Source organism: Streptococcus alactolyticus (assembly GCF_012277075.1).
GTDB classification, from domain to species: Bacteria; Bacillota; Bacilli; order Lactobacillales; family Streptococcaceae; genus Streptococcus; species Streptococcus alactolyticus.
In genome coordinates this window covers 356850-383026 of the sequence record NZ_JAAXMT010000005.1, presented here as the reverse complement: position 1 = coordinate 383026, position 26177 = coordinate 356850, and the positions used below count along the sequence as shown (strand labels likewise).

At 39.5% G+C, this 26177-nt stretch carries 34 protein-coding genes and 1 pseudogene; 34 read left to right on the top strand and 1 reads right to left on the bottom strand.

Annotated elements, in window-relative coordinates; genetic code table 11:
- The first annotated feature begins 3 nt into the window (after positions 1-3).
- The 20 genes and pseudogenes from HFK82_RS03770 to HFK82_RS08925 all read left to right on the top strand — a co-directional run bounded on the left by HFK82_RS03770 (position 4) and on the right by HFK82_RS08925 (position 13906).
- On the top strand, positions 4-753 hold the full coding sequence (locus tag HFK82_RS03770) for an ATP-binding cassette domain-containing protein (protein ID WP_168260854.1): 750 nt from the start codon (positions 4-6) through the stop codon (positions 751-753).
- Between the two features lie 19 nt (positions 754-772).
- Entirely contained in the window at positions 773-1654 is an 882-nt protein-coding gene (locus HFK82_RS03765; protein ID WP_168260853.1) for a cysteine ABC transporter substrate-binding protein, read from the top strand.
- 299 nt (positions 1655-1953) lie between these two features.
- Complete coding sequence (locus HFK82_RS03760) at positions 1954-2178, top strand: hypothetical protein (protein ID WP_168260852.1); 225 nt, start codon at positions 1954-1956, stop codon at positions 2176-2178.
- A gap of 14 nt (positions 2179-2192) precedes the next feature.
- The gene (locus HFK82_RS03755; RefSeq protein ID WP_168260851.1) at positions 2193-3446 is read left to right on the top strand and encodes a bifunctional folylpolyglutamate synthase/dihydrofolate synthase; all 1254 of its coding nucleotides are present in this window, start codon (positions 2193-2195) and stop codon (positions 3444-3446) included.
- A gap of 182 nt (positions 3447-3628) precedes the next feature.
- On the top strand, positions 3629-4192 hold the full coding sequence (folE, locus tag HFK82_RS03750; protein WP_154454991.1) for a GTP cyclohydrolase I FolE: 564 nt from the start codon (positions 3629-3631) through the stop codon (positions 4190-4192).
- A 28-nt stretch (positions 4193-4220) separates the two neighbouring features.
- Positions 4221-5021 carry a dihydropteroate synthase gene (gene folP / locus HFK82_RS03745; RefSeq protein ID WP_168260850.1) on the top strand — a complete coding sequence of 267 codons (801 nt, stop codon included), beginning with the start codon at positions 4221-4223 and terminating at the stop codon, positions 5019-5021.
- 48 nt (positions 5022-5069) lie between these two features.
- Positions 5070-5432, top strand: coding sequence for a dihydroneopterin aldolase (folB, locus tag HFK82_RS03740; protein WP_168260849.1), 363 nt, complete (start codon positions 5070-5072; stop codon positions 5430-5432).
- Complete coding sequence (gene folK / locus HFK82_RS03735) at positions 5429-5911, top strand: 2-amino-4-hydroxy-6-hydroxymethyldihydropteridine diphosphokinase (protein WP_168260848.1); 483 nt, start codon at positions 5429-5431, stop codon at positions 5909-5911. The genes folB and folK overlap by 4 nt, the downstream gene beginning before the upstream one ends.
- Before the next feature lie 124 nt (positions 5912-6035).
- The gene (gene murB / locus HFK82_RS03730; RefSeq protein WP_168260847.1) at positions 6036-6968 is read left to right on the top strand and encodes a UDP-N-acetylmuramate dehydrogenase; all 933 of its coding nucleotides are present in this window, start codon (positions 6036-6038) and stop codon (positions 6966-6968) included.
- Positions 6965-8119, top strand: coding sequence for an ABC transporter ATP-binding protein (locus tag HFK82_RS03725; RefSeq protein ID WP_154454995.1), 1155 nt, complete (start codon positions 6965-6967; stop codon positions 8117-8119). The genes murB and HFK82_RS03725 overlap by 4 nt, the downstream gene beginning before the upstream one ends.
- Entirely contained in the window at positions 8103-8897 is a 795-nt protein-coding gene (locus tag HFK82_RS03720) for an ABC transporter permease (RefSeq protein ID WP_154454996.1), read from the top strand. The genes HFK82_RS03725 and HFK82_RS03720 overlap by 17 nt, the downstream gene beginning before the upstream one ends.
- Positions 8894-9682 carry an ABC transporter permease gene (locus HFK82_RS03715; RefSeq protein WP_168260846.1) on the top strand — a complete coding sequence of 263 codons (789 nt, stop codon included), beginning with the start codon at positions 8894-8896 and terminating at the stop codon, positions 9680-9682. The genes HFK82_RS03720 and HFK82_RS03715 overlap by 4 nt, the downstream gene beginning before the upstream one ends.
- A complete protein-coding gene (locus HFK82_RS03710; RefSeq protein WP_168260845.1) occupies positions 9675-10748 on the top strand; it encodes an ABC transporter substrate-binding protein in 1074 nt (357 codons plus the stop codon). The genes HFK82_RS03715 and HFK82_RS03710 overlap by 8 nt, the downstream gene beginning before the upstream one ends.
- A 135-nt stretch (positions 10749-10883) precedes the next feature.
- The gene (locus tag HFK82_RS03705) at positions 10884-12416 is read left to right on the top strand and encodes a ClC family H(+)/Cl(-) exchange transporter (RefSeq protein ID WP_168260844.1); all 1533 of its coding nucleotides are present in this window, start codon (positions 10884-10886) and stop codon (positions 12414-12416) included.
- A 78-nt stretch (positions 12417-12494) separates the two neighbouring features.
- Positions 12495-12643: pseudogene (locus HFK82_RS03700) on the top strand (CAT RNA binding domain-containing protein); the annotation flags it as partial.
- Positions 12644-12682: 39 nt separating this feature from the next.
- Positions 12683-12991 carry a PTS transporter subunit EIIC gene (locus HFK82_RS08945; protein WP_240928818.1) on the top strand — a complete coding sequence of 103 codons (309 nt, stop codon included), beginning with the start codon at positions 12683-12685 and terminating at the stop codon, positions 12989-12991.
- Between the two features lie 21 nt (positions 12992-13012).
- On the top strand, positions 13013-13240 hold the full coding sequence (locus HFK82_RS08940) for a hypothetical protein (RefSeq protein ID WP_239472540.1): 228 nt from the start codon (positions 13013-13015) through the stop codon (positions 13238-13240).
- A gap of 32 nt (positions 13241-13272) precedes the next feature.
- The gene (locus HFK82_RS08935; RefSeq protein ID WP_240928817.1) at positions 13273-13443 is read left to right on the top strand and encodes a hypothetical protein; all 171 of its coding nucleotides are present in this window, start codon (positions 13273-13275) and stop codon (positions 13441-13443) included.
- A 24-nt stretch (positions 13444-13467) separates the two neighbouring features.
- Complete coding sequence (locus tag HFK82_RS08930; protein ID WP_235300328.1) at positions 13468-13746, top strand: PTS sugar transporter subunit IIA; 279 nt, start codon at positions 13468-13470, stop codon at positions 13744-13746.
- The gene (locus tag HFK82_RS08925) at positions 13733-13906 is read left to right on the top strand and encodes a PTS glucose transporter subunit IIA (RefSeq protein WP_239472539.1); all 174 of its coding nucleotides are present in this window, start codon (positions 13733-13735) and stop codon (positions 13904-13906) included. Before HFK82_RS08930 ends, HFK82_RS08925 begins: the two co-directional genes overlap by 14 nt.
- Before the next feature lie 105 nt (positions 13907-14011).
- Here the strand turns inward: HFK82_RS08925 and HFK82_RS03690 are convergent, their stop codons facing one another.
- Positions 14012-14881 (bottom strand): AraC family transcriptional regulator, encoded by an 870-nt coding sequence (locus HFK82_RS03690; protein WP_168260843.1) that lies wholly within the window; start codon positions 14879-14881, stop codon positions 14012-14014.
- Between the two features lie 161 nt (positions 14882-15042).
- Between HFK82_RS03690 and HFK82_RS03685 the strand changes: the two genes are divergently transcribed.
- From HFK82_RS03685 to HFK82_RS03620, 14 genes are all read left to right on the top strand, one after another.
- Positions 15043-15339 (top strand): phasin family protein, encoded by a 297-nt coding sequence (locus tag HFK82_RS03685; RefSeq protein WP_168260842.1) that lies wholly within the window; start codon positions 15043-15045, stop codon positions 15337-15339.
- 9 nt (positions 15340-15348) lie between these two features.
- On the top strand, positions 15349-16923 hold the full coding sequence (locus HFK82_RS03680; RefSeq protein ID WP_168260841.1) for an ABC1 kinase family protein: 1575 nt from the start codon (positions 15349-15351) through the stop codon (positions 16921-16923).
- A 103-nt stretch (positions 16924-17026) separates the two neighbouring features.
- Entirely contained in the window at positions 17027-18460 is a 1434-nt protein-coding gene (locus HFK82_RS03675) for a 6-phospho-beta-glucosidase (RefSeq protein WP_168260840.1), read from the top strand.
- Between the two features lie 97 nt (positions 18461-18557).
- A complete protein-coding gene (locus HFK82_RS03670) occupies positions 18558-18797 on the top strand; it encodes a SemiSWEET transporter (RefSeq protein ID WP_168260839.1) in 240 nt (79 codons plus the stop codon).
- Between the two features lie 194 nt (positions 18798-18991).
- Complete coding sequence (locus HFK82_RS03665) at positions 18992-19291, top strand: hypothetical protein (RefSeq protein WP_020916866.1); 300 nt, start codon at positions 18992-18994, stop codon at positions 19289-19291.
- Positions 19292-19457: 166 nt separating this feature from the next.
- Positions 19458-19787, top strand: a complete 330-nt coding sequence (locus HFK82_RS03660) for a hypothetical protein (protein WP_168260838.1) — start codon at positions 19458-19460, stop codon at positions 19785-19787.
- An 8-nt stretch (positions 19788-19795) separates the two neighbouring features.
- Positions 19796-20092: a hypothetical protein gene (locus tag HFK82_RS03655; protein WP_168260594.1), complete on the top strand. Its 297-nt coding sequence runs from the start codon at positions 19796-19798 to the stop codon at positions 20090-20092.
- 285 nt (positions 20093-20377) lie between these two features.
- Positions 20378-20695: a PTS cellobiose transporter subunit IIB gene (locus HFK82_RS03650; protein ID WP_020916863.1), complete on the top strand. Its 318-nt coding sequence runs from the start codon at positions 20378-20380 to the stop codon at positions 20693-20695.
- 50 nt (positions 20696-20745) lie between these two features.
- Positions 20746-22719 (top strand): PRD domain-containing protein, encoded by a 1974-nt coding sequence (locus tag HFK82_RS03645; protein ID WP_168260837.1) that lies wholly within the window; start codon positions 20746-20748, stop codon positions 22717-22719.
- 18 nt (positions 22720-22737) lie between these two features.
- On the top strand, positions 22738-23052 hold the full coding sequence (locus tag HFK82_RS03640) for a PTS cellobiose transporter subunit IIA (protein WP_061407881.1): 315 nt from the start codon (positions 22738-22740) through the stop codon (positions 23050-23052).
- A 17-nt stretch (positions 23053-23069) separates the two neighbouring features.
- The gene (locus HFK82_RS03635; protein WP_148525458.1) at positions 23070-23579 is read left to right on the top strand and encodes a hypothetical protein; all 510 of its coding nucleotides are present in this window, start codon (positions 23070-23072) and stop codon (positions 23577-23579) included.
- A gap of 33 nt (positions 23580-23612) precedes the next feature.
- Positions 23613-24965 (top strand): PTS cellobiose transporter subunit IIC, encoded by a 1353-nt coding sequence (gene celB, locus HFK82_RS03630; protein ID WP_168260836.1) that lies wholly within the window; start codon positions 23613-23615, stop codon positions 24963-24965.
- A gap of 98 nt (positions 24966-25063) precedes the next feature.
- Positions 25064-25195, top strand: a complete 132-nt coding sequence (locus tag HFK82_RS03625; protein ID WP_231853189.1) for a MupG family TIM beta-alpha barrel fold protein — start codon at positions 25064-25066, stop codon at positions 25193-25195.
- Positions 25196-25352: 157 nt separating this feature from the next.
- Positions 25353-26171, top strand: a complete 819-nt coding sequence (locus HFK82_RS03620) for a Cof-type HAD-IIB family hydrolase (protein WP_148525454.1) — start codon at positions 25353-25355, stop codon at positions 26169-26171.
- Positions 26172-26177: the final 6 nt, after the last annotated feature.

Sequence of the window (26177 nt, the reverse complement as noted above, 5' to 3'; positions counted from 1 at the left end):
CTAGTGACAGCAATTTTAGACATTCAGGATATAACGAAGGATTATGGCGAGCAAACAGTGCTTGACCACTTGTCTTTTTCCGTTGGGAAAGGGGAAGTTTTGGTGATTTTAGGACCGTCTGGGTGTGGCAAATCAACCTTGCTGCGCTGCTTAAACGGTCTGGAACCCATTCAATCAGGGCAGGTGCGTTTAAACGGCGAAGCTATTTTAGAACACCCCAAACAATTGTCAGCTGTTCGTCAAAAAATTGGCATGGTCTTTCAATCCTACGACTTATTTCCGCATTTGACAGTGCTGAAAAACGTGATTTTGGCACCTGTCCGAGTGCAAAAGCGTCCCCGCAAAGAAGTCGAGGCAGAAGCCCTTGCTTTGCTGGAACGAGTGGGTTTGGCAGGAAAGGAAAATAGCTTGCCACATGAATTATCAGGCGGGCAGCAGCAACGTGTGGCTATTGTTAGAAGTTTGTTATTGCATCCTGAAGTTCTCTTGCTTGACGAGGTGACGGCCTCACTAGACCCTGAAATGGTGCGAGAAGTCTTGGAATTGGTCGGCGAATTGGCGCGTGAGGGATACACCATGATTATCGTGACCCATGAGTTGCAGTTTGCCAAAGCTGTGGCAGATCGTGTCTTGTTTTTGGAAAAGGGAGCGATTGTAGAAGAAGGTGACGCTAAAGCCTTTTTCAACCATCCCAAAACCCAACGTGCCCAAGAATTTTTAAGTGTCTTTGATTTTTCAACAGTCACTGATTGATTATAAAAAGGAGTTTGCTATGAGAAATGTAAAACGTTTATTAGGTGTGATTGGCCTACTGGCTTTGTTTGTTGTTGGTTTGGCAGCTTGCTCAAATTCCGATGCTGATTCAACGGCATCTTCTGCCAGTTCGTCAGGTAATACGGCTAAGGCGAGAACTTTAGACGAGATTAAAAAAAGTGGCACGATTAGAATTGGTGTGTTTTCCGACAAAAAACCGTTTGGTTATGTAGATGACAAGGGCGCTTATCAAGGTTACGATGTTTATTTTGCCAATCGTTTAGCCAAAGATTTGGGTGTGGATGTCGAGTACGTGGCAGTGGACCCAGCCAGTCGTGTGGAATACTTGACGTCTGCCAAAGTGGATGTGATTTTGGCTAATTTCACGGTGACAGATGAACGTGCTAAACAAGTTGATTTTGCCTTGCCTTACATGAAAGTTGCGCTGGGTGTGGTGTCACCTAGTCAAAACCTGATTTCGTCAGTGGATGATTTGAAAGGTAAGACCTTGATTGTCGGCAAAGGGACAACGGCAGAAACCTATTTTGAGGAACATTATCCAGATGTGAAATTGCTCAAATACGACCAATACAGCGAAGCCTATCAAGCGCTTCTTGACGGTCGCGGAGATGCCTTATCAACGGACAATACGGAAGTGCTCGCTTGGGCTTTGGAAAATAAAGGCTACCAAGTCGGTATCACTAGTTTAGGAGATATTGATACCATCGCACCTGCCGTTCAAAAAGGCAACACCGAATTGCTCAACTGGTTAAATGATGAAATCAAATCTTTGGGCAATGAACAATTCTTCCACAAAGATTATCAAAAAACCTTGGAACCCGTCTATGGCCAAACCACCAATCTAGACGATTTAGTAGTTGAAGGTGGTGTCGTTAACTAAAAGAATGCAAAAAAGCCAGTAGCACTGGCTTTTTTTGGCTCTCAGTATGTTATAATGGCTACATCTATTATAAGGCAACACAAAAAGCGCAAGCCTTTTAAATTTCCCAAGACAAGAAGCAAGCGCTAAATCAAAATAGGTAGCAAAGAAAGTCAAACGGCTTTCCCACTGCTCCTATCATATCATAAGGAGACGATCGATAAAAATACTTGTTGTTATTTTTGTAATTATAATGATAGTCACTATTGCAGCAACGATTGTTGTTGAATGGTTCGCAAGGAAAATTAATAGAAAGGCGGATGAAATTGGAAAAGAATAAAAGAAAAGCTTACGCAACGAAAGAGGGGCAAGCAGAGGCGATTAAGCGTTGGCTTGAAAAGAGCCCCGAGAATAGAGTACACCGCAATTATTTAAATCGCCGCTCTAACGCTCGTGGTTTTATCAGAACTATGGCGACTGCGGAAGATTTGGAAGAGTTAAAACAACTCATTTCAGAGCGCGAAAAAGACCTGAAAAACATTTAACTGGGGGATGGGAAATGGATTATCAAGAAGCGTTGGCGTGGATTCATGGGAAATTGAGATTTGGCATTAAGCCTGGTTTGGAGCGTATGGCTTGGATGTTGCAAGAGCTGGGCAATCCGCAAGAAAAAGTAGCTGCCGTGCATGTGGTGGGAACTAACGGCAAAGGCTCTGTAACAAGTTATTTGCAGCATATCTTTTCGTTAGCGAGCTATGAGGTGGGAACATTCACCTCGCCTTATATCCTTGATTTTAGGGAACGGATTAGCCTAAATGGACAGATGATATCGCAGCCAGATTTTCTTGAGTTGGTTGAGCGGGTGCGTCCTGTGGTCGAGCGTTTGCCCTTGGAAACGGATTTGGAGCCTGCCACAGAATTTGAAGTCATTACTGTTTTAATGTTTGAATATTTTGGGCATATACACCCTGTTGACATTGCCATTATTGAAGCAGGGATGGGTGGACTTTACGATTCGACCAATGTTTTTAAGGCCTTGGCTGTGGTCTGCCCATCGATTGGTTTGGACCATCAAGCCATTTTAGGGCAGACTTACGCGGCTATTGCGGAGCAAAAAGTTGGTGTCTTGAAAGAAAAAGTGCCTTTTGTTTTTGCAACAGAGCGTGAGGATGTTCGTAAGGTTTTCATGGAAAAAGCGGCAGCTTGTCACAGTCACACATATGAATGCCAAAAGGACTTTATTATCAACGTTCACGATAAGGCTTTTGATTACCGTGGGTTAGCGGCTATCGACAAAATCCACCTCGCTATGCCAGGTTATCATCAAATGAGCAATGCTAGCCTTGCGATTACCACCGCGCTTTTACTGCAAGAGCAATACCCAAATGTGACTAATCCTATTATCAAAAAAGGCTTGGAAACCACTCACTGGGTCGGACGTACCGAGTTACTCTTTCCAAATGTCATGATTGACGGCGCCCATAATAATGAAAGCGTAGCGGCTCTGGTTAAGGTCATGGAAGCCTATAAAGACAAGACGATTCATATTTTATTTGCTGCTATTGACACCAAACCAGTGGATTCGATGCTGGAGCTGCTGAGCCAAGTGGCAACTGTTGCTGTAACGACTTTTGAGTACCCTAATGCCTTGGCCTTGGAGCGTTACCCTGAGCAGTACCGCAAAGTGGCGCACTGGCAAGATTGGCTTGCCCAAATCAATCTCGATAGTCAAGAGGATTTTTACCTCATAACAGGGTCACTCTACTTCATCTCACAGGTCCGCCCAGTGCTTTTGTCAAAAGAGGTCAATTAGGTTATAGATAAATCATCAAAAACACCTGCTTTTGGATAAATAGTCTGAAAATTAGCACACCCTTCTGGAGGGTGTTTTTTGTAAGATTTATCCGAAAATTTTCGGAAAAGTTAGGAAATGATAAAAATAAACTGTTGTATTTTGTGATATAATAGTAGGAAATAAAAAAGATTGGAATAAGTATGTCAAAGCAAGAAAAACTTGAATCAGCCGTTTATCAATTGTTGGAGGCCTTGGGTGAAAATCCAGAGCGTGAGGGGTTGTTGGATACACCAAAGCGTGTTGCGAAAATGTACCAAGAAATGTTCTCAGGTTTGCATGAGGACCCGAAAGACCAGTTTACCGCCGTTTTTTCAGAAAATCACGACGAGATTGTCTTGGTCAAAGATATTCCTTTTTATTCCATGTGTGAACACCATTTGGTGCCTTTTTATGGAAAAGCTCACGTGGCTTATTTACCGAGTGACGGCCGAGTGACTGGTTTAAGCAAGTTGGCGCGTGCGGTCGAGGTTGCCAGCAAACGCCCACAATTGCAAGAACGTTTGACAGACCAAGTGGCTACGGCGCTGGAAGAAGCCTTGCAGCCAAAAGGGGTATTTGTCATGGTAGAAGCAGAGCATATGTGCATGACCATGCGCGGCATTAAAAAACCAGGCAGCAAAACAGTCACAACCGTTGCTAAAGGGATTTTCAAAGACAATCGAGATGAGCGAAATGAAATCTTGTCTTTGATTTTGGGCAAATAGTAGCAAGTGATCACACAAGGGAGATAAGATGAAAATTGGTACACACGAGCTCGATGCAAAAGCTTGCATTATGGGAGTGCTCAATGTTACTCCAGATTCGTTTTCAGATGGCGGATCTTATATCACGGTTGAAAAGGCGCTCAAGCAAGCGGAGCAAATGATTGCAGCAGGGGCGCAAGTGATTGATGTCGGCGGCGAATCCACTCGTCCAGGAGCTAGTTTCGTAGACGCTGAGGAAGAAATCCATCGCGTAGTCCCTGTTATCAAAGCCCTCAAGGAACGTTTTGACGTTTTGGTAAGCATCGATACCTATAAAACCCAGACGGCGCGTGCGGCTCTAGAAGCTGGTGCTGATATTTTAAATGACGTTTGGGCTGGGCTTTACGATGGAGATATGCTGGCTTTGGCAGCTGAAAAAAAGGTGCCCATTATGCTGATGCACAATCAAAAAGAGGAAAGCTATCAAGACATTACCCAAGACGTTTGTGATTTTTTGAGTCAGCGTGCTCAAGCTGCTCTGGAAGCTGGCGTTCCTGCGGAGTGTATTTGGTTGGATCCAGGTTTTGGTTTTGCTAAAAATGAGCAGCAAAATGTCGAACTATTAAAGGGCTTGGACAAGGTTTGCCAGCTGGGCTTTCCTGTTCTTTTTGGTATTTCACGAAAACGCACGGTAGATTATTTGCTGGGCGGAGGGACTTTGGCCAGTGAGCGTGATATGGGAACGGCTGCGCTATCAGCGTGGGCAATTGCCAAGGGTTGTCAAATGGTTCGTGTTCACAATGTTGACCTTAATCGTGATTTGGTTCGAGTGATTAGCCAGTTAGTGTGAAGGGAGTGACAGACAAGGAAAGCAGACAAGTGGCTTTCTTGTGGTGATATGGATAAGATTTATTTAAACGGCTGCCGTTTTTACGGTTATCATGGTGCCTTGGCTGAAGAACAGGTTTTGGGTCAGATTTTTCGTGTGAATTGTACCTTGTCAGTTGATTTGCAACAAGCATCGCAATCGGATGCTTTAGAAGACACGGTGCATTATGGTTTGGTCTTTGACGCTATCAAAAAACAAGTGGAAGAAAAGCGTTATGCCTTGCTAGAGCGTTTGGCGGGAGCTATTTGCCAAGACATTTTTGACCAATTTCCCTTGGTTCAAGCCATTTCCATTGAGATTTTCAAAGATAATCCCCCTATCAATGGGCATTATGATGCCGTGGGCATTGCTTTAGAGAGGAAACGTGTATGACCCGTGTGTACTTGAGTTTGGGCAGTAATATTGGTGATAGAGAAGCCTATTTATCTGCCGCGGTGGAGGCTCTGAGACAATTAGAGCAAACAAGGGTGACGGCTGTGTCTTCACTCTACGAAACAGCCGCTTGGGGGAAGACAGATCAAGACGATTTTTTGAATATCTGTTGCGAACTAGACACGTCTTTATCGCCTCAAGTCTTCTTGCAGGCTTGTCAGACCATTGAAAGGGACCTTGACCGTGTGCGGCATGAGCATTGGGGGCCTCGGACCATTGACATCGATATTCTTATCTATGGCAATGAAAAGCAAAAAACGGAAGAATTGACCCTTCCGCATCCTTATATGACTGAGCGTGCCTTTGTTTTAGTACCCTTGGCTGAGATTGCGCCAAACCTTTTGCTTGATGGTAAAGATCTGGTTTTTTATCTAGGAAAGTTAGAGGCGCAAGAAGTTCGAAAAGTTCCTTGGAAATGATCGTCAAACAGCCGTTTTTGTGCTATAATGAAAATCGGCTTTATGCCGTTTTTTAGTCATGCAAATAAGAATCAGATAACTCAAACAGCCTTATTTGTTATTAAAGAGTTAGAATTGGAAAAACATGTTAGATTTTTTAGAAAATGAATTAGAAGGCATTGATATTCGTGTCAATGAACCTTTGAAAAAATACACTTATACCAAGGTGGGTGGTCCAGCAGATTACCTTGCCTTTCCGCGCAACCGCTATGAATTGTCACGCATTGTCGCTTATGCCAATGCGCATGACATTCCTTGGATGGTCCTTGGAAATGCCAGCAACATCATTGTCAGAGATGGCGGTATCCGTGGTTTTGTGATTATGTTTGACAAGCTAAATACCGTGACGGTCAATGGTTATGTTATCGAAGCCGAAGCAGGTGCCAACCTAATTGAAACGACTCATATCGCTAAATTCCACAGTTTGACAGGTTTTGAATTTGCTTGCGGTATTCCAGGTAGCGTTGGTGGTGCGGTTTTCATGAATGCAGGTGCTTACGGCGGAGAGATTTCGCATATCTTGGTTTCAGCCAAAGTTCTCAATAAAGATGGTTCGATTGAAACTATCGCTGCGCGTGATATGGCATTTGGTTACCGTCATTCTGCGGTGCAAGATAGCGGAGCGGTGGTGATTTCAGCAAAATTCGCTCTCAAACCAGGGGATTTCCACTTGATTGAACAAGAAATGCTACGTTTGACCCATTTGCGTGAATTAAAGCAACCGTTGGAATACCCGTCATGCGGTTCGGTTTTCAAACGTCCCGTCGGTCATTTTGCAGGGCAATTGATTAGCGAAGCTGGTCTAAAAGGACATCGTATCGGTGGCGTTGAAGTCAGCAAAAAGCACGCTGGCTTTATGGTCAATGTTGCTGACGGTATTGCTCAGGATTACGAGGACCTCATTGCCTATGTGATTGACCAAGTGGAGCAGACATCTGGTGTTCGCTTGGAACGTGAAGTTCGTATTATTGGTGAAAAAAACAGTAAAGAAGCCCTCAGGAGGATTTATGAGAATTGACTAATCCAATTATTGAATTTAAAAATGTATCAAAAGTATTTGAAGACAATGGCACTGTCGTTTTAAAAGATATTAACTTTACGCTAGAAGAAGGGAAATTCTACACCCTTCTTGGTGCTTCAGGTTCTGGTAAATCAACGATTTTAAATATTATCGCTGGTTTGCTGGATGTCACGACAGGGGATGTTTACCTAGACGGGCAGCGCATCAACGATGTCCCAATCAATAAGCGTGATGTGCACACCGTTTTCCAAAATTATGCCCTTTTTCCACACATGACTGTTTTTGAAAACGTCGCTTTTCCGCTGAAACTCAAAAAAGTGGACAAAAAAGAGATTGAGCGCCGTGTAGAAGAAGCTCTTAAAATGGTGCGTTTGGATGGATTTGGCAAACGTCAAATTCAAAAACTCTCAGGTGGGCAACGCCAACGTGTCGCGATTGCACGCGCTATTATCAACGAACCACGCGTGGTCTTACTTGATGAACCCCTGTCTGCCCTTGATTTGAAATTGCGAACGGAAATGCAATACGAACTGCGTGAATTGCAGCAACGATTGGGTATCACGTTTGTCTTTGTGACACACGACCAAGAAGAAGCGCTTGCCATGTCAGATTGGATTTTTGTCATGAATGAGGGGGAAATTGTTCAATCAGGAACGCCAGTTGATATTTACGATGAGCCCATCAACCACTTCGTTGCGACCTTTATCGGTGAGTCTAATATTTTGCCAGCTACCATGATTGAAGATTACTTGGTAGAATTCAACGGCAAACGCTTTGAAGCTGTTGACGGTGGTATGCGTCCTAACGAGCCTGTTGAGGTGGTCATTCGTCCTGAAGATTTGCAAATTACCATGCCTGAAGAAGGTAAATTGCAGGTGAAAGTGGATACGCAACTCTTTCGTGGGGTGCATTATGAAATCATCGCTCATGACGATTTAGGCAATGAATGGATGATTCATTCAACCCGCAAAGCGATTGAAGGAGAGGTCATCGGACTGGATTTCACACCAGAGGACATCCACATCATGCGTCTGAATGAAACTGAGGAAGAATTTGACGCACGTATCGAAGAGTACGCTGAAGTGGAAGAGCATGAAGACGGTTTGATTCATGCCATCGAGGAGGAACGCAATGAAGAAAAACACTAGTTTCTTCTCGGTGACCTACTTGCTTTGGCTGGGGCTTTTTGTCATTGCACCTGTGGTTATGATTCTTTGGCAATCTTTTTTTGACATCCAAGGTCATTTCACTCTAGCCAATTATGAAACTTTTTTTAGCTCATGGACTTACCTGCGCATGAGTTTTAATTCCATTTTGTATGCTGCCATCATCACTTTGGTGACTTTGGTGATTTCTTACCCAACGGCCTATTTTTTAACCCGTTTGAAACATAAGCACCTCTTTTTGATGCTGGTTGTCTTACCGACATGGATTAATTTGTTGCTGAAAGCCTATACGTTCATGGGGATTTTTGGGCAACAAGGTGGGGTCAATAACTTTTTAACCTTTATTGGTATTGGTCCTAAACAGATTTTGTTTACCGATTTTTCATTTATTTTCGTCGCTTCTTACATCGAAATTCCCTTTATGATTTTGCCTATTTTCAATGCTCTTGACGACATTGACCAAAACCTTATTCATGCTAGCCGTGACTTAGGGGCAAATGAATGGCAGACCTTTTTAAAAGTCACGCTGCCTTTATCCTTAAATGGGGTGCGAAGTGGGGTGCAATCAGTCTTTATCCCGAGTCTTAGCTTGTTCATGCTGACACGCTTGATTGGGGGAAATCGAGTGATTACACTAGGAACTGCGATTGAACAACACTTTTTGACCACTCAAAACTGGGGCATGGGTTCAACCATTGGGGTAATTTTAATTATCGCCATGATTGCGACCATGTGGGTGACTAAGGAGAGAAGAAAATGAAAAAATTTGCAAATCTTTATCTGACTTTAGTCTTTATTATCTTATACATTCCGATTGCCTACCTCATTTTTTATTCCTTTAATGAAGGTGGGGACATGAATGGGTTTACGGACTTTACCTTGGAGCATTACCGCACCATGTTTGCAGATAGCCGCTTGATGTTAATTCTCGTGCAAACCTTTTTCTTAGCCTTTCTCAGTTCTATTTTGGCGACAGCAATTGGAACATTTGGTGCGATTTTTATTTACCAAGCCCGCCGCAAACACCAGCAAGCCTTGTTATCATTGAATAACATTTTGATGGTGGCACCAGACGTCATGATTGGGGCAAGTTTTTTGATTCTCTTTACCCGTCTGGCTAGTCTTTTGCATTTCAATCTTGGCTTTATGACGGTTTTACTGAGCCATATCGCCTTTTCTATTCCCATCGTGGTGCTGATGGTTTTGCCACGCTTGCAGGAAATGAATGCAGACATGATTAATGCCGCTTATGATTTGGGGGCAACGCCTTGGCAAATGTTGCGAGAAGTCATGTTGCCTTATTTGACACCTGCGATTATTTCAGGTTTCTTCATGGCGTTTACGTATTCCCTTGATGATTTTGCGGTGACGTTCTTTGTGACAGGAAATGGTTTTTCAACTCTTTCTGTTGAGATTTATTCACGGGCTCGCCGTGGGATTTCTCTGGAAATCAATGCCCTATCAACCGTCGTCTTTCTCTTTAGTATCTTGCTTGTTATAGGGTATTACTTTATTTCTCAAGATAAGGAGGAAAAAGATGCGTAGATTATACTCGTTTATCGTGGGAGTGCTCGTGATTACGGGTGTTTTGTTTGGGGCTTCGATTTACATGAAAAGAAGTACTAGCTCAACCAGTCAATCAGACAAGCTGGTTATCTATAACTGGGGGGATTACATTGACCCTGAGTTGATTACCAAATTCACCAAAGAAACAGGTATCGAAATCCAATACGAAACCTTTGATTCCAATGAATCCATGTACACAAAAATCAAGCAGGGCGGAACAACTTATGACATTGCCGTGCCTTCTGATTACATGATTGACAAATTGAAAAAAGAAAACCTGCTCAACAAGCTGGACAAATCAAAGATTGTTGGCTTGGATAATATCGGCAAGGAATTTCTCAATCTTGGTTTTGACAAAAATAACGATTATTCCATTCCCTATTTTTGGGGAACGCTAGGGATTGTTTACAATGATACCATGGTAGATAATCCACCTGAACATTGGACAGACCTTTGGAATCCTGAATATGCTAACGATATTATGCTGGTTGATGGAGCGCGCGAGGTGATGGGAATTGGACTTGGTGCTTTGGGTTATAGCTTGAACACCAAATCATTGCCTGAATTGGAGGCAGCTTCGCAAAAATTAGCTGCGCTGACACCCAATGTCAAGGCGATTGTGGGAGATGAGATGAAGGGCTACATGATTAATGGCGATGCCGCCATTGGGGTGACTTTCTCAGGGGAAGCCAGTGAAATGCTTGATTCGAATGAACACCTGCATTATGTCTTGCCAAGCGAAGGCTCGAACTTATGGTTTGATAACCTTGTCATTCCAAAGACAGCCAAGCACATTGACGAAGCTTATGCCTTTATCAACTTCATGTTAAGACCTGAAAATGCTGCTCAAAATGCGGAGTACATTGGTTATTCGACGCCTAATAATGCCGCGAAGGCTCTTTTGCCTGACAGTGTGAAAAATGACAAGGCTTTCTATCCATCAGAAGACACCATTTCACACTTGCAAGTTTATGACAACCTCGGTCAAAAATGGCTAGGCATTTACAACGACTTGTACTTACAATTTAAAATGTACCGCAAGTAAACAGACAGATTGAAGGGATTTCCCTTCAATTTTTTTGATTCCCTCGAAATACCGCAGAAGTTTTATGGTATAATAGCAGCGTATGAAATCTATTGGAAAAGTATGAAAACACTGTTTCATGAAAAGGAGTTTAGTATGGATCGTTATCATAAGGAGTATCAATTTTCGCTATCGTCCATTCTTAGTTTTGTATGGCGGGGCTTATTGGTTGGCTGTGTGGCAGGGACTATTGCCAGTGTTTTTCGCCTTTTAATTGAGCTCAGTTTGAAAAAAGTGGTACACCTTTACGAATTGTCCCACCAGCAGCCTAGTTTGTTGCTGATCTTATTTGGATTAAGTCTGGTTGTTGTAACCATTATTGGCTTTTTCATCCAATCTGACCCCAATATTAAAGGTTCAGGGGTTCAACACGTTGAAGCTGAATTGAAAGGTTTGTTGCACCCTAACTGGTGGTCTGTTCTTTGGAAAAAATTCTTTGGAGGTGTACTAGCCATTTCAATGGGATTTTTGCTTGGGCGTGAAGGACCTAGTATTCAGCTTGGTGCTATGGCAGGAAAAGGTATCGGGCGGTATTTTAAGGCTGGGCGTCTAGAAGAACGTGTCTTGATTGCTAGTGGTGCGGCAGCTGGTTTGTCTGCTGCTTTCAATGCCCCCGTGGCTGGATTGATGTTTGTTGTAGAAGAAGTTTACCATCAATTTTCGCGCTGTATTTGGATTAGTGCCTTGGTTGCCAGCCTAGCTGCTAACTTTATTTCCATGAATTTCTTTGGCTTGAAGCCTGTGCTTTATATGTCAGACCGCTTGCCTGTCTTGCCCTTGCGTTATTATTGGCTGATTTTATTGCTAGGAATTATCTTAGGTGTTTTGGGTTATGTTTATGAAAAAGTCACTCTAAATGGCGATTTGTTCTACCGTTATTTAGCCAAATTCATTCCAATTCCAAGTGCTTTTTACAGTGTTTTTGCGGTCTTTCTCATTATTCCTATCGGTTATTTCTACCCACAATTGCTGGGTGGGGGAAATGGTTTAATCACGTCTTTGCCAAGTAGTCACTTGACCTTGACCGCTGTCTGTCTTTATTTTGTCATTCGCTTTGTGTGGAGTACTTTTAGTTATTCTAGCGGCTTGCCAGGTGGTATTTTCTTACCAGTCTTAACCTTGGGTGCTATTTTAGGATTTGGTTTTGGTCTGGTTGGTCAAGGCTTGGGACTTTATGCGGACAAATACCTCGTTTTATTTCTTGTGATGGGAATGTCAGGTTATTTTGGAGCCATTTCCAAAGCTCCGCTGACAGCCATGGTGTTGGTGACTGAAATGGTTGGTGATTTTCGTCAACTCATGCCAATTGCTGTGGTGAGCATTGTGGCTTATATCGTCATGGATGTCATGAAAGGGGAACCTATCTACGAAGCTTTGTTAGCTAAATTACCGATTTTAGAGGATAGAGAAGTCATTGAGCCAACGTTGGTGTCTTTGACCGTTTCAGATAAAATTGCTGGCAAGTATGTCAGAGATTTGGTTCTTCCTAAAAATGTGCTGATTACTATGCAAGTTAGTGACCAACATTCTGAAGTTGTGTCAGGAAGCACGCGCTTAAATGCTGGAGATACCATTTTCCTTGTGGTCAATGAGCCAGATATCGGCAAAATAAGATCCTTACTGATGTAGTTTGTAAAATGATGGTGCTCTTTTTTCTTTCTTTGTAATTTTTGATACAATAAATGGAGAAAAAGGATTGTTTCTGATATGAACATTATCAAAGTTTATAATAACAATGTGGTTTGGGCGAAAAATGACCAGGATGAAGAACTCATTGTTATGGGAAAGGGGCTTGGTTTTCAGAAAAAACGGGCGATGCTGTTGCCCCTCTTTTGATTGAAAAGACTTTTGTTTTGTGAAATGAAGGGACTAGTGATGAATTAACACGGTTTTATTTGGAATTGTCATCATCAGGGGCTTACCTATCAACTGTTATGTCAAGTATTTTAGCATTTTGGTTGGCATCAATGATTGAAAAAGGCATTAAGAACATCAGGCCTGATCTGGTCAAACTCTTTGTGGTACCATTTTTGACAATTATTGTCACTGCTCTTTTAACCTTCCTAGTGGTTGGTCCGATTACTAATCTCCTAACGGACTGGCTATCTCTAGGATTCCAAACAATTTTGAACTTCAACTCAGTTCTTTATGGTTTCTTCTTGGGAGCATTGTGGCAAGTATTGGTTATGTTTGGTTTGCACTAGGCTCTTGTTTCACTTGCTATCATGAACATTACTATAAATGGTTATTCTTGCTATTCTTTTGGATCATGTCTGCCAAACTTCACTCAAACAGGTGTTCTTGAAGCGATTATTCTTAAAACCAAAGAACCAAAAGTTCGCACGATTTCAACGCCAGCCTTCATTTCATCAGTTTTTGGTGTAACCGAACCGGATAATTTTGGTGTGACGCTTCCAATGAAACATCGTTCTTCATCTCATATTTCGTTTTAGGTATTGCCGGTGCTTTGGAAATATTCTTCAAAGTGTATAGCTATAGCACTAGAGTATCTGGAATCTTCCAATATCCAGCTTATATTAAGTCAGAAATGGGTGATATGTTTGATATGTGGATTATGATTAGACTTTCAGTGATTACCATTGTTCTTGCCTTCACTATCCAAATGTTTGTTCTAGTATCATACCTTTACGGCTAACCAAAAGAAGAAAAGACACAAGCTGTGGTTGAACCAGTCCATAACTTGAAAGAATTCCAACAAGAAATCATTGCTAGCCCAATGACAGGGAAAGTAGTGAAACTTGAAGATGTGCCAGATGAAGTTTTTGCGACAGGTGCGATGGGTAAAGGTATTGCCATTGACCCAGCAGACGGTATCGTATCATCGCCTGTTGATGGTGAAGTCACTCTTGTCTTCCCAACAGAACACGCCCGTTGGCCTACGCACAGAAAGCAGTGTCGAATTGCTCATTCACGTAGGTATGGATATGGTTTTTCTTGATGGTAAAGGCTTTACAACCTTTGTCAAAGCAGGGGATAAGGTTCAAGCTGGTAAAAACTTACTAGATTTTGATTTGAAAGTCATCCGCGATGCAGGCAGGCTTTACCAGTTATCTCACCGATTATCGTTACCAATTCGACAGACTTCAGTGATGTGCTAACCACACAAGATGCAACGGTAATAGCTGGTGATTACCTCCTAACGGCACTAGCTTAAAAATAGAGCAAAACAAAAAGCATGATTGAGTATCATGCGTTTTTTGGTGTCACGATTTGTGAGAATGCGTGAATTTTTTACGGTATTGACTTGGGGTTAATTGGTAATAACGCTTGAATTGGCGGTTAAAATTAGACAGATTATTAAAGCCGACATCCGTCGCGATATCTAAAATAGAATGCGATGTGTTGATGAGCAATTCACTGGCCTTATTGAGTCGTACTTGAATGACAAATTCAGTACAAGAAACCCCTGTTTGTTGCTTGAAAAGGGTCATGAAATGGGTCTTGCTATACCCCATAAAATGAGAGAGGTAATCAATAGACAAATTCTTTTGGTAATTGTGGTTGATGTGGTCAATCAAATGACGAATTTGCTCGTTTTTACGATAGGCATCATCTGTCGTTTTTTGAACAACATAATGATGGTAAAACAAGAGATAAAGAAATTCGTTGAGTTTTGATTTGAGAGAGAGTTCAAAATGGCGGTTTTTATTGGCAGACAGCTCAAAAATGGTAAACAAACAACGTTTAATCTCATCATAGCCTCCCATGCCTGGTTGAATCCGCGGAACAAATTGGTAAAGACTGGATTGCAAGGGTTGCAAGTAACTAATGCTGACATGGTCAACTGTTGAATGGCCAATCATATCCAAATGAAAGTGGAAAGTATCCATCACATGGGTTTGATTTTCCAAAGGATGAATAGAGTGCATACCATTTGGACGGATGAGGATAATATCACCTGCCTGACTGTCAAAATAATCGTAGTCAATATGAAAACGAGCTGACCCCTCATAAATGTAATTGATTTCTATTTCGGGATGCCAATGAAATAAAATATCTGGACGTCCTGACTCCACGACCGTTCGATAATAGTCGTAAGGAAGTAAGGACTTGTGTTCTGAATTAGTTGTCATAGTCAAACACCTTAATCATATGATAGTATTATATGATTATTATAACAAAAAACGAAAGAGATAACAGATTTGAACAGTGGTCCCCTTAGCTATTTTGCTTTAAAAGTAGTAAAATAAAGGGGTATAAGATGTATTGTCACATGATGTAAGGAGGAAGTATCATGGATGAATTGAAAAAGGTATTATTGGCTGGTATTGGATTAACATCTATGACCTTAGAAAAAGCAGATACTTTTGTTAAGGATTTGGTGCAAAAGGGACGTTTGACCGTTGATGAAGGCAAAGAACTTCAAACCGAATTAAAACGCAAGAGTAGAGACCAAGCTGAAGATTTGTTGACGCAATTAGACGTCAAAACAAAACCTGTGCAATACGCCACTAAGGCAGATATCGCGCGTCTAGAAGAAAAATTAGATGCCTTATTGACCAAGGCACCAAACGATGACGACAAAGAGTAAGGACAGTTTATGTCGAATAAGCGCCTAAGAGAAATTATAGGAGTCTTTAGTGCAGTTGGCCTCACAACCTTAAAAGAAAAAGGAAAGCCCTTAAAAGACAAGTCCACACCACGAAAACTGCGCCTTGCTTTTGAGAAACTGGGCCCTAGTTTTATCAAAATCGGGCAAATTCTCTCCACTAGAAGTGACCTTTTGCCAGATGTTTACATCAAAGAACTCAGCAAGCTTCAAAATGATGTCATTCCGCTGCCGCAAGAGGAAATGTTGGCTGCTATCAAGGCAGAGTTACCTGTGCCAATGTCAGAAGTTTTTGCAGAGATTGGCACAACACCACTAGCCAGTGGTTCGGTGGCACAAACAGTGCGTGCGACCTTGGTTGATGGGCAACAAGTGATTATCAAAATCCAGCGGCCGCATTTGCCTGAAATCATTAATGAGGATCTCAACCTTCTGATTCGATTGTCGCGTTTTATTCCCAAAGGCATTTTGCCCATGGTGAATTTTGGGGAGGTCTTTGAACAATTAAAAGAGAGTCTAAGTAGAGAGATTGATTTTCGTAATGAAGCGCAGGCCATTCAGACCTTTTCTGACTTAAACAAATCAGTTGCCTGCATTGCTACGCCCCGTTTATTTGATTCCTACACAACGCCTCGTATGCTAGTGGAGGAATACGTTGAAGGCATTCCCATCAATCATTATGATGAGTTGGTAAAGGCGGGCTATGATTTAGAGGACATTGGTAAAAAGCTGATGTTAAGTTTTATCAAGCAAGTCTTTAAGGACGGGTACTTTCATGGTGACCCTCACCCAGGAAATCTGCTGATTTCTGAAGGCAAAATCTATTTCATTGACTTTGGGATCATCGGCCAACTGGAAAATGATATGCGCGTGGCGCTCAACGATATTTTGTATAGTTTTACGGCTCAAGATGTTGAGGGCATGATGCAAGGAATTTTGGCGGTGACTAGCTTTGATTCCACCCTCAGCAAAACCGATTTGGCTCAAGATGTGGAGCGGATGTTGGCTAAATATTCTAATTTGGATTTGGGCAATCTATCTCTGACTGATTTGATAGAAGATTTGCTAGATGTGTTTGTCAAAAACGATTTGAAAGCATCGCCCAAGATTACCATTTTGGAAAAAGCCAGCCTTCAAATTGAAGGGATTTTCAGAGAATTGGCCCCAGATGTTGACCTGATGACCTTATCAAAGAATTACTTTTTGGAAAATATGGGGCCTGATATGCTCAAACAAGCCCTCAATAAAGAAACCTTGTTGATTGAGCTCTTTTATCAATTAAAAAATGGTAAGAACATTCCGCGTCGTCTAAATCAGCTTTTGGAACAAGTGTTAAATGGGCGTATTTTAATCAATCACGATATTTATGATTACAAAAAGCGGATATTGGTGATTAATCAAATGGTCAATCGTTTTGTGGTGGGTTTGCTCTTTACAGGAACTCTGCTTGCGGCGACCATTTTAAGTTTTAATCCTCAGCGCCAAGGCTTGTCAACGGCTTTGTTTAGCTTGTCCGCTATATTATTTTTGTGGGACCTTGTCCTTATCTTGAAAAAGAAAAAATGAAAATGGTTTTTAAAAATTTCCTAATTGGTTAGGAAATTTTTTCTATGTTGATTTTTGAAAGCGATTGCTATAATGAAAGAGTAAAAAACAAGGAGGTTCTAACATGTCAAAATTACCAGATAACTTTTTATGGGGCGGAGCCGTTGCTGCTCATCAGCTAGAAGGTGGATGGAAAGAAGGAGGAAAAGGACTCAGTGTTGCTGACGTGATGACAGCTGGTCGTCATGGTGTTCCTCGTGAAATCACTGACGGTGTGGTTGAAGGTAAATATTATCCAAACCACGAAGCGATTGATTTCTATCACCACTATAAAGAAGATATTGCTTTGTTTGCTGAAATGGGCTTCAAATGCTTCCGTACATCAATTGCATGGACACGTATTTTCCCAAATGGTGATGAATTAGAAGCAAATGAAGCAGGTTTGCAATTCTACGATGATTTATTTGACGAATGCTTAAAACACGGTATCGAACCTGTTGTTACTTTGTCTCACTTTGAATTGCCATATCACTTGGTTAAAGAATATGGTGGTTTCACAAACCGTAAATTGGTTGATTTCTTTGTTCGTTTTGCAGAAACATGCTTCCGTCGCTACAAAGATAAAGTTAAATATTGGATGACTTTCAATGAAATCAATAACCAAGCAAACTATCAAGAAGATTTTGCACCATTTACAAACTCTGGTATTGTCTACAAAGAAGGCGATGACCGCGAAGCGATTATGTATCAAGCTGCTCATTATGAATTGGTAGCATCTGCGCGTGCGGTTAAAATTGGTCGTGAAATCAACCCTGATTTTCAAATTGGTTGTATGATTGCTATGTGTCCAATTTACCCTGCAACATGTAATCCAAAAGATATTCTAATGGCACAAAAAGCCATGGAAAAACGTTATTACTTCACTGATGTACATGTTCATGGTTTCTACCCAAATCATATTCTTAAATACTGGGAACGCAAAGGTATTGACATTGACATTACCGAGCAAGATTTGGATGATTTGATGAATGGGACCGTTGATTATATCGGTTTTTCATACTATATGTCTTTTGCGATTGATGCTCACCGTGAAAATAATCCGCATTTTGACTACTTGGAAACAGAAGATTTAATCCGCAATCCGTATGTAGAAGCATCTGAGTGGGATTGGCAAATTGACCCAGAAGGCCTGCGTTATAGCCTGAATTGGTTTACTGATATGTACCACTTGCCACTTTTCATCGTGGAAAATGGTTTTGGTGCTATTGACCAAGTAGAAGAAGATGGCATGGTTCACGATGATTATCGTATTGATTACCTTGGTGCTCACATCAAAGAAATGATTAAAGCTGTCGACGAAGACGGTGTTGATTTGATTGGGTACACGCCTTGGGGCTGTATTGACCTTGTTTCAGCAGGAACAGGTGAAATGCGGAAACGTTACGGCTTTATCTATGTTGATAAAGATGACGAAGGCAACGGTACTTACAAACGTACACCAAAATTGTCATTTGATTGGTATAAGAAAGTCATTGCTTCTAACGGTGAAGAAGTCTAAAGCTATCCATTAAGTTAGTATTTTGAAACCTTTGTGGGGGTGTAATCTCTTACCCTACGAAGGTTTTTACATGATTATAAGAAGAGAGTAGGTCTTTATGATTGGGTATATTGCGGCTTGTTTGACAACATTTGGTTTTTTGCCACAAATGATCAAGGTTTTAAAAACCAAAGACATTGAATCCATTTCACTTGGCATGTATACCATGTCAGTCACTGGGATAGCATTGTGGTTAGCACATGGAATTTCTGTTTCAGATCCAGCTTTAATTGTTGCCAATACCATCTCAGTTGCCTTAGCAGGAATTATCCTTATTTGTAAAATAATTTATAAATAATTTTTAAAAGTCTTTGAAATGTTGTTGTATCAATGTTTTGGAGACTTTTTTGCAAAAGTTTTTCAGTAGATTCTTCCTATTTAATTCCTGAAAAGAAACCTTACAGAAAATAATTGACAGGGCTTTCAAAAAGGATTATAGTAATCGTATAATTTGAGTGTTTCGCTAGGAACAAGGAGGTGAGGGTTATTACGGTGACGATTTTAGCAATTGTTTTTGGAATTTTGTTAATCTTCGCGATTGTTCGTGTTGTTCAAATCAAAATGGGCGTGACCAAACGCTTTGGTTACCATTACACCATTACCATGCATCATGGACTGAAGTTACCAGATTTGATAAAAAATGATAATCTTGGAGGAAAGATTAAGATTATTTCAGCAACAGACGACACTTGCAAGGTACAATCACAGATTAATGATACCGAGCTGAAAACAACTTTGATGAAGGATTATCAACTGGATTCAACTCAGGTGTCTGTCGAGATTACTCAGTAAATCGTATGCCAGTTGGGAAGGTTTATTTTTAAGGGATGGCTAAAACTATTTAGAAAAAATACAACTACCAATTTTATGTTAATATTTATGACATTTTTTCTTAAAAATAATTGTTTTTTTTTGAAGTTTAAAAAAATACTTCAAAAAAACAGGTTAAAGGAGATTAATGACGTTGAAAGTTTTATTGATTGTTTTGCTTATTGCACTTATTGTAGCTGGTGTATACAGCGTTAGAAATCAACTTTGGGTAGCAAAAACATTTGGTTGTGATTATGTGGTCGTCATGAAAGATGGTGCAAAACTACCTGATTTAGCAAGCATTGCCAACCTTAAAGGAAAAGTTAGATTTGTCGGCTCATCAGATGATACTTGTAGCGTTCAATCACATCTCAACGATGTGGAATTGAAAAAGGTTTTGATGGCAGATTATCACTTGTCAGACGAACAAATTTATATCCGCCCAGCCCAACTATCAGGTGCCCTTGGTATGATGTAGTTTAGGTGATGACGAATAAGAGCATTAAATGGGTTATTATTATCGTATTTTTAGTTCTGATTGTTCTTATTTACTTTTTGCCTAGCAAATATCGAAAAGTTTATGATAATCAAGGTCAACGAATGAGTGGTCCATATATCATCACCTCTTCAAATCCTAATGAGCTTCCTGATATTTTAGCTAATCAAAAGATTGCTGATACGATTCAAGTGCTTTACAAAGACTCAAAAAGCTATCGCGTTTATTCTATAATGAACGATGAAAAATTGAAAAAGCTAATTATTGATGAGTTAGGCTTGCAATAAAATCAAGTTTCTGTGAATTATACAAAATTATTTATTCCTGAATTCTTTTAAGATAGTCAGACTAGTTTTCCCTAGTCTGGTTCTTTTTTTCTAAAAACACTGAAGATTTACAGCAAATTTCCGTAGTGATTGTAGTTTGATTACGGAAAGAGTTATATCTAAACGGAAATTTTCCGTAGTGGTCTTATTTTTTTCCTCATCACATAGGAAAAAGAATGCGTTTACATAATGATGACGTTTTCATATAATATCAGTGTAAATAAAAAACAAAGGAGATTAAACGTTATGGCTAAACAAGCTTTAATTATCTGTGCAGGCGGTATGTCATCATCAATGATTGCTAAAAAAACAATGACATATCTTCAAGAAAAAGGTGAAGACATTGAAATGGATGCTGTTGGGGTTCCAGAAGGACAAAAACGTATCGAAGCTGATAAATACGATTTGTACCTTGTCAGCCCACAAACTAAAATGAACTTTAAACAATTGGCAGATGCAGCTGCTAAAACAAACAAACCAATCGTTCAAATTCCACCACAAGCTTACATTCCAATCCCAATGGGTATTGAAAAAATGGCAGCTTTGGTAAAAGAAAACATCTAATGCCCGTTGTGATATAATAGTTCTAATGGTACTTGGAGGTGTCCTCTTCTGTGTTAAATAAAAAAGAAAAGCAGATTATTCAATATCTTATTAAAGATAAGGATAAATTCGTTACTAGTAAAGAACTAGCAGCGCAATTAGGATGTTCGGATAGAACAATTAGAACTTACTATAAAACACTTGTTGAAAAATTAGATTTTTACTCAGGCATTGATTTGATTTCCAAACAAGGTTACGGCTACAAGTTAGACATCGTAGATGATGATACTTATGCTGATTTCTTAGAAGAAAATCATATCAATGACCATCACAATAACTACCAAAACATTACTGATATCAGTGATCGTTACAATTATCTGCTAAATAAACTTTTGTTTGAACAAAATGAAATTTATTTTGATGATTTAGCTGATGAGTTGTTTGTTAGTCGATCAACATTATCTAGTGATTTTAAAAAGATAAGACAAAAATTTAAACCTTATCATTTGAAAATTGAAAGCAAAGCCAATAAAGGGGTTTACGTCTTAGGACAAGAACGTGATAAACGTCGTTTCATCATGGATTACTTTATTGATTCTGGTTTTATTAACACCATGCATTCATATGTTGACAATGAGCTGCTTAATCAAAAGATTTCTTTTGAAGAGTTAACCATCATTGTTCTGGATGAATGTCGGGAAGGTGGTCTTAAATTATCAGACTTTGTGATTCAAAATCTAATCATCCACATTGCTTTAGCGATTCGTCGCATTACCGAAGGTTTTCGCATTAGCAAGGTGTCAGAAGATGAACTGGTACTGAGAGGTTTGGCAGAACGTCAAATTGCTGAAAATATTTTAAAACGTGTTTCAGTATCTACGCACATTGATTTTCCAGCAGATGAAGTTGATTACATTACTCTCCACTTGGTTTCAAAAGGTCACGGGAGTGCTTGTCACATTTCAGAAGTTTTGCAAGAGCAGATACGTCAGGAATTGATTGACAGTATTGACCAAATTAATCCAACTGTTAAGAATGACTTCCAATTGATTGAGGGCTTACTTGCTCATCTATCAACTATGTTCATTCGCTTGCAAAGTAGGGTTGTTATGGAAAACCCTTTGACAGCGGAAATTAAAGCCAATTATCGCGACATGTATCAACTAGCTGAACGTGTTGTAGCTAATATGCCAACTTTCAGTGCTTACACTTTATCACCAAATGAAATCGCCTACATTGCTCTGCATTTTATGGCTGCCAAAGAAAGATACAAAGAACAACGTAAATACAATGTTCTTGTCATCTGTGCTACGGGATACGGCAGTGCTCAAATGCTTAAGAGCCGAATTGAAAACGAGCTCGGGAACTTGGTTTCGATTACGGATGTGATTGGTTATTATGAAATCAACGATGAAAAGTTAAAAGGAATTGATTTTATCGTTTCTTCTATTGCCTTATCAAACTTGATTTTCAATATTCCAGTCTTTACGGTTTCAGTTTTCTTAAATGATGAAGAGTTAAAGGATATTAAACAGGGAATCTCTAATTTGAATAGGTCTTTAGCAAATGTAGAAAATCGTCAATTAGAACTCAGTGTAAGCGATGTGTTTGATGATTACTTCTCAGAAGACTATTTCTTTCTACTATCGGACGCTTCAAAAGAAGAGGTATTGCAAAAACTAGCTCAGAGCATTTCACAAAATGAAAATGAGCAATTTGAGGAACGACTTCTTAATATGATGAAACAGCGGGAATCTATGAGTTCCATTGTATTCGGGAAAAACATTGCCGTACCTCATCCTTTGAAAGCCGTCGGTAGCAAACATCATTTTGCGGTAGCAATTGTCAAAAATGGTGTGAAATGGGATGAACAATATCTATCAATCAAAATTATCTTTTTAATGTCAATGTCAATTCATGATAATGATGGACTACCAGAGTTGACATCTGCCATTGTTGATTTGGTTGATAATCCAAAACTTCAAGAACAAATGTTAGCTTGCCAATCATTTGATGAATTTAAAAAAATATTTTTAACGATTTAAAAAGGAAGTAGGAGTTATATGAATTCAGAAGAATTGCAAGTTGCAGCATTTGAGATTATCTTAAATTCTGGTAACGCACGTTCAATCGTCCACGAAGCATTCGATGCGATGCGAGAAGGAAACTATGCCTTAGCAGAAGAAAAGTTAAAAGAATCAAATGACGAATTATTAAAAGCCCACCAATCACAAACACACTTGCTCCAAGAGTATGCAGGTGGTAAAGAAGTTAATGTTGAAATCATCATGGTTCATGCTCAAGACCACTTGATGACTACAATGACTCTTCGTGAAGTTGGACTTGAAATGTTAGAATTATACAAAAAAGTTAATTAGTTGAGAGGAGATAAATGATGGCAGGACGTAAAAATCAAAAAAGTAGTACGCAAAAAAGGGATTTAAAGCAGGAAACCACTTGGAAGAATAACTTGTTTGCTCGGTATATACTTTTTAGATATTCTCTTGCCTTGTTATTCTTCGCTAATATTTATTGGATAATGATTTTGTCGTATCAATTGAATGTTATTATTATTTTGCCAATTTTACAGTTACTTTTAATTGCAATCGCTTTCGCTGAACAATTCACTTTGTATGGTAAAATAACAGTTGCTTTGAAATGGACTAAGTTAGCATTTTTAGGACAAATAGCGGTAAGCCTCATCGGTATTTTATTGGTGATTTTACCATATCAGTTTGAACAAGCTTTTCCAATTTTTAGCAACGGATTAAGTGGCAAAGTATTTGTTATTGTTTTACAACTTTTAGGATTGGGGCTTAGTCAGCTAAATATTAAGCGGATTGAGCAAGTAAAAAATAATACAGACAAATTTTATTATCGTTTTCAACAAACTTTTGGAAAGTAGATTAATAAGCTTGTGATTTAAAAGGAGTTTAATATGGATGAACAAAAAGGATTCTTTGGCTTGCTAGATAAGTATTTAATGGGGCCAATGAGTGTCATTGCTCAATTTAAGGTTGTACGTGCTATTACAGCAGCTGGTATGGCAGCAGTACCATTTACGATTGTTGGATCAATGTTTTTGGTATTTTCTATTTTGCCACAAGCATTCTCATTCTGGCCTATTGTAGCTAATATTTTTTCGGCATCTTTTGATAAATTTACGGATCTTTATATGATTGCTTATTATGCAACTATGGGATCACTTTCATTGTACTTTGTCCTTGCTATGGCTTATGAATTAACAAAAATTTATGCAGAGGAAGAAGATTTAAATCTAACTCCGCTAAATGGTGCCTTACTCGCTTTGTTTGCATTTATTATGACGGTACCCCAAATTATTTTTGAAGGCGGAGCAATGTCTGCGGTAATAAGCCTAAAGGAAGGTACAGTTGTAGCTGATGGTTGGGCTATGTCAAATGGGGTTACACGTTTTGGTACAACTGGTATTTTTACAGCAATTATTATGGCAGTTGTGACAGTATTGTTATATCGTATGTGTGTGAAACATAACTGGGTTATTAAAATGCCAGAATCAGTTCCAGAAGGTGTTTCACGAGGCTTTACAGCATTAATTCCTGGATTCGTTGTAGCCTTTACTGTTATCATTGTTAATGGTATTCTCGTTGCCTTCGGTACTGATATTTTCCAAGTTATTGCGATTCCGTTTGCATTTGTAGGTAATTTAACAAATACTTGGATTGGTTTAGTAATTATTTACTTACTAACTCAAGCGCTTTGGATTGTGGGTATTCATGGGGCAAATATTATTTTTGCATTCGTTAGTCCGATTGCTTTGGCTAACATGGCAAGTAATGCTGCGGACGGAACACACTATATTGTAGCAGGTGAATTTTCTAACATGTTTGTTATTGCAGGTGGTTCTGGTGCAACTCTAGGTCTTTGTATCTGGTGCGCTTTCCGAGCACGTTCAACTCAATTAAGTGCTATTGGAAAGGCTTCTGTTGTTCCTGCTGTATTTAATATTAATGAACCTTTAATTTTTGGCTTACCAATTATCTATAATCCTGCTTTGGCTATTCCATTTATGACAGCACCGATTGTTTCAATGAGTATTTACTATTTTGCAATGAAATTTAATTTGATTAATGCTGTTATTGCACAAGTTCCATGGCCAACTCCAGTTGGTATAGGTGCTTTTCTTGGTACAGCTGATGTCAAAGCAATTCCTGTAGCACTTCTTTGTGCGATTGCAGCCTTCCTAGTTTATTGGCCATTTGTTCGTCGTTATGACAACCAACTTCTTAAAGAAGAAGGTGTTGAAGCTTAAAATAATGAGAGTGGGTAAGCCCACTCTTTTTTATAGAAAGAACGTGAAAATATGGAAGAATTAGGAATTCCTATCTATCCATCAAAATCAAAATTGAGATGAAAGATTATATAGCGCAAGCGGCTAAGATAGGTTATCAACGTATTTTTACCTCGATGTTAGAGGTAGCAGGTAATTCAAGTGCAACAATTGGAAGATTTAAAGAAACCATTGACAATGATATAGACTGATGATGTCACGCTCACCATGAGATTTCTATTTTTGAAAATCTTGTGGTAATTTTTCATATCATAGTATTAGTTATTCATATCATAGTATTAGTTATTCTGATAATAGACAAGGATATTTTCAAGAAAATAGCGTATAATGGTGAAAAAGGAGAAGCTTATGACAATAAAAGTAATCGCAACAGATATGGACGGAACGTTTTTAACGAATAACAAAACCTATGATAAAGTACTTTTTAACCGTTTATTTGATAAATTTATGGCAGATGATGTTAAATTTGTCGTGGCAAGCGGTAATCAATACCGTCAAATTATTCAACAATTTCCTGAACATAAACATCAAATGACGTTTGTGGCTGAAAATGGCGGTCACATCATTGAAAATGGTCGAACTTTGCAGGAAGAATTTGAAACAGTAGAAGCTATCTCAGCTTTGGTTAATTATATCGAGAAACATTATCCTGATACGGTGATTAACTTGGCAGGAAAGGCATCGTCATACTTGCCAAAGTCGACACCGAAAAAAATTAAGGATTTGCTTAGCTATTATTTGCCTGTTTTAAAATACGTTGATAATCTACATCCAATTCCTGATGATGATTATTTTAAAGTCACTTTACTGGTTCGTGATGAATTGACCTTCCAAGTGAGAGATGAAATTAACACTTTATTTGCAGATTATCAACTAACGGCAACCTCTAGTGGTTTTGGTTGTATTGATGTCATTCCATCGCATGTGCATAAAGGAACTGGCCTTGATTTCTTGCTCAATCACTGGGGCTATAGTCCTGAAAATCTGATGGTTTTTGGTGATGGTGGCAATGATATTGAGATGTTAAAACTGGCGAAATACTCTTTTGCTATGGCGAATGCTCCACAGGAAATTAAAAATGTAGCCTGCTATCAAGCTCCGTCAAATCAAGAAAATGGTGTCTTACAAGTCTTAGCTAATCATTTTTTGAACGAGGGTGATTCGTGATAGAAT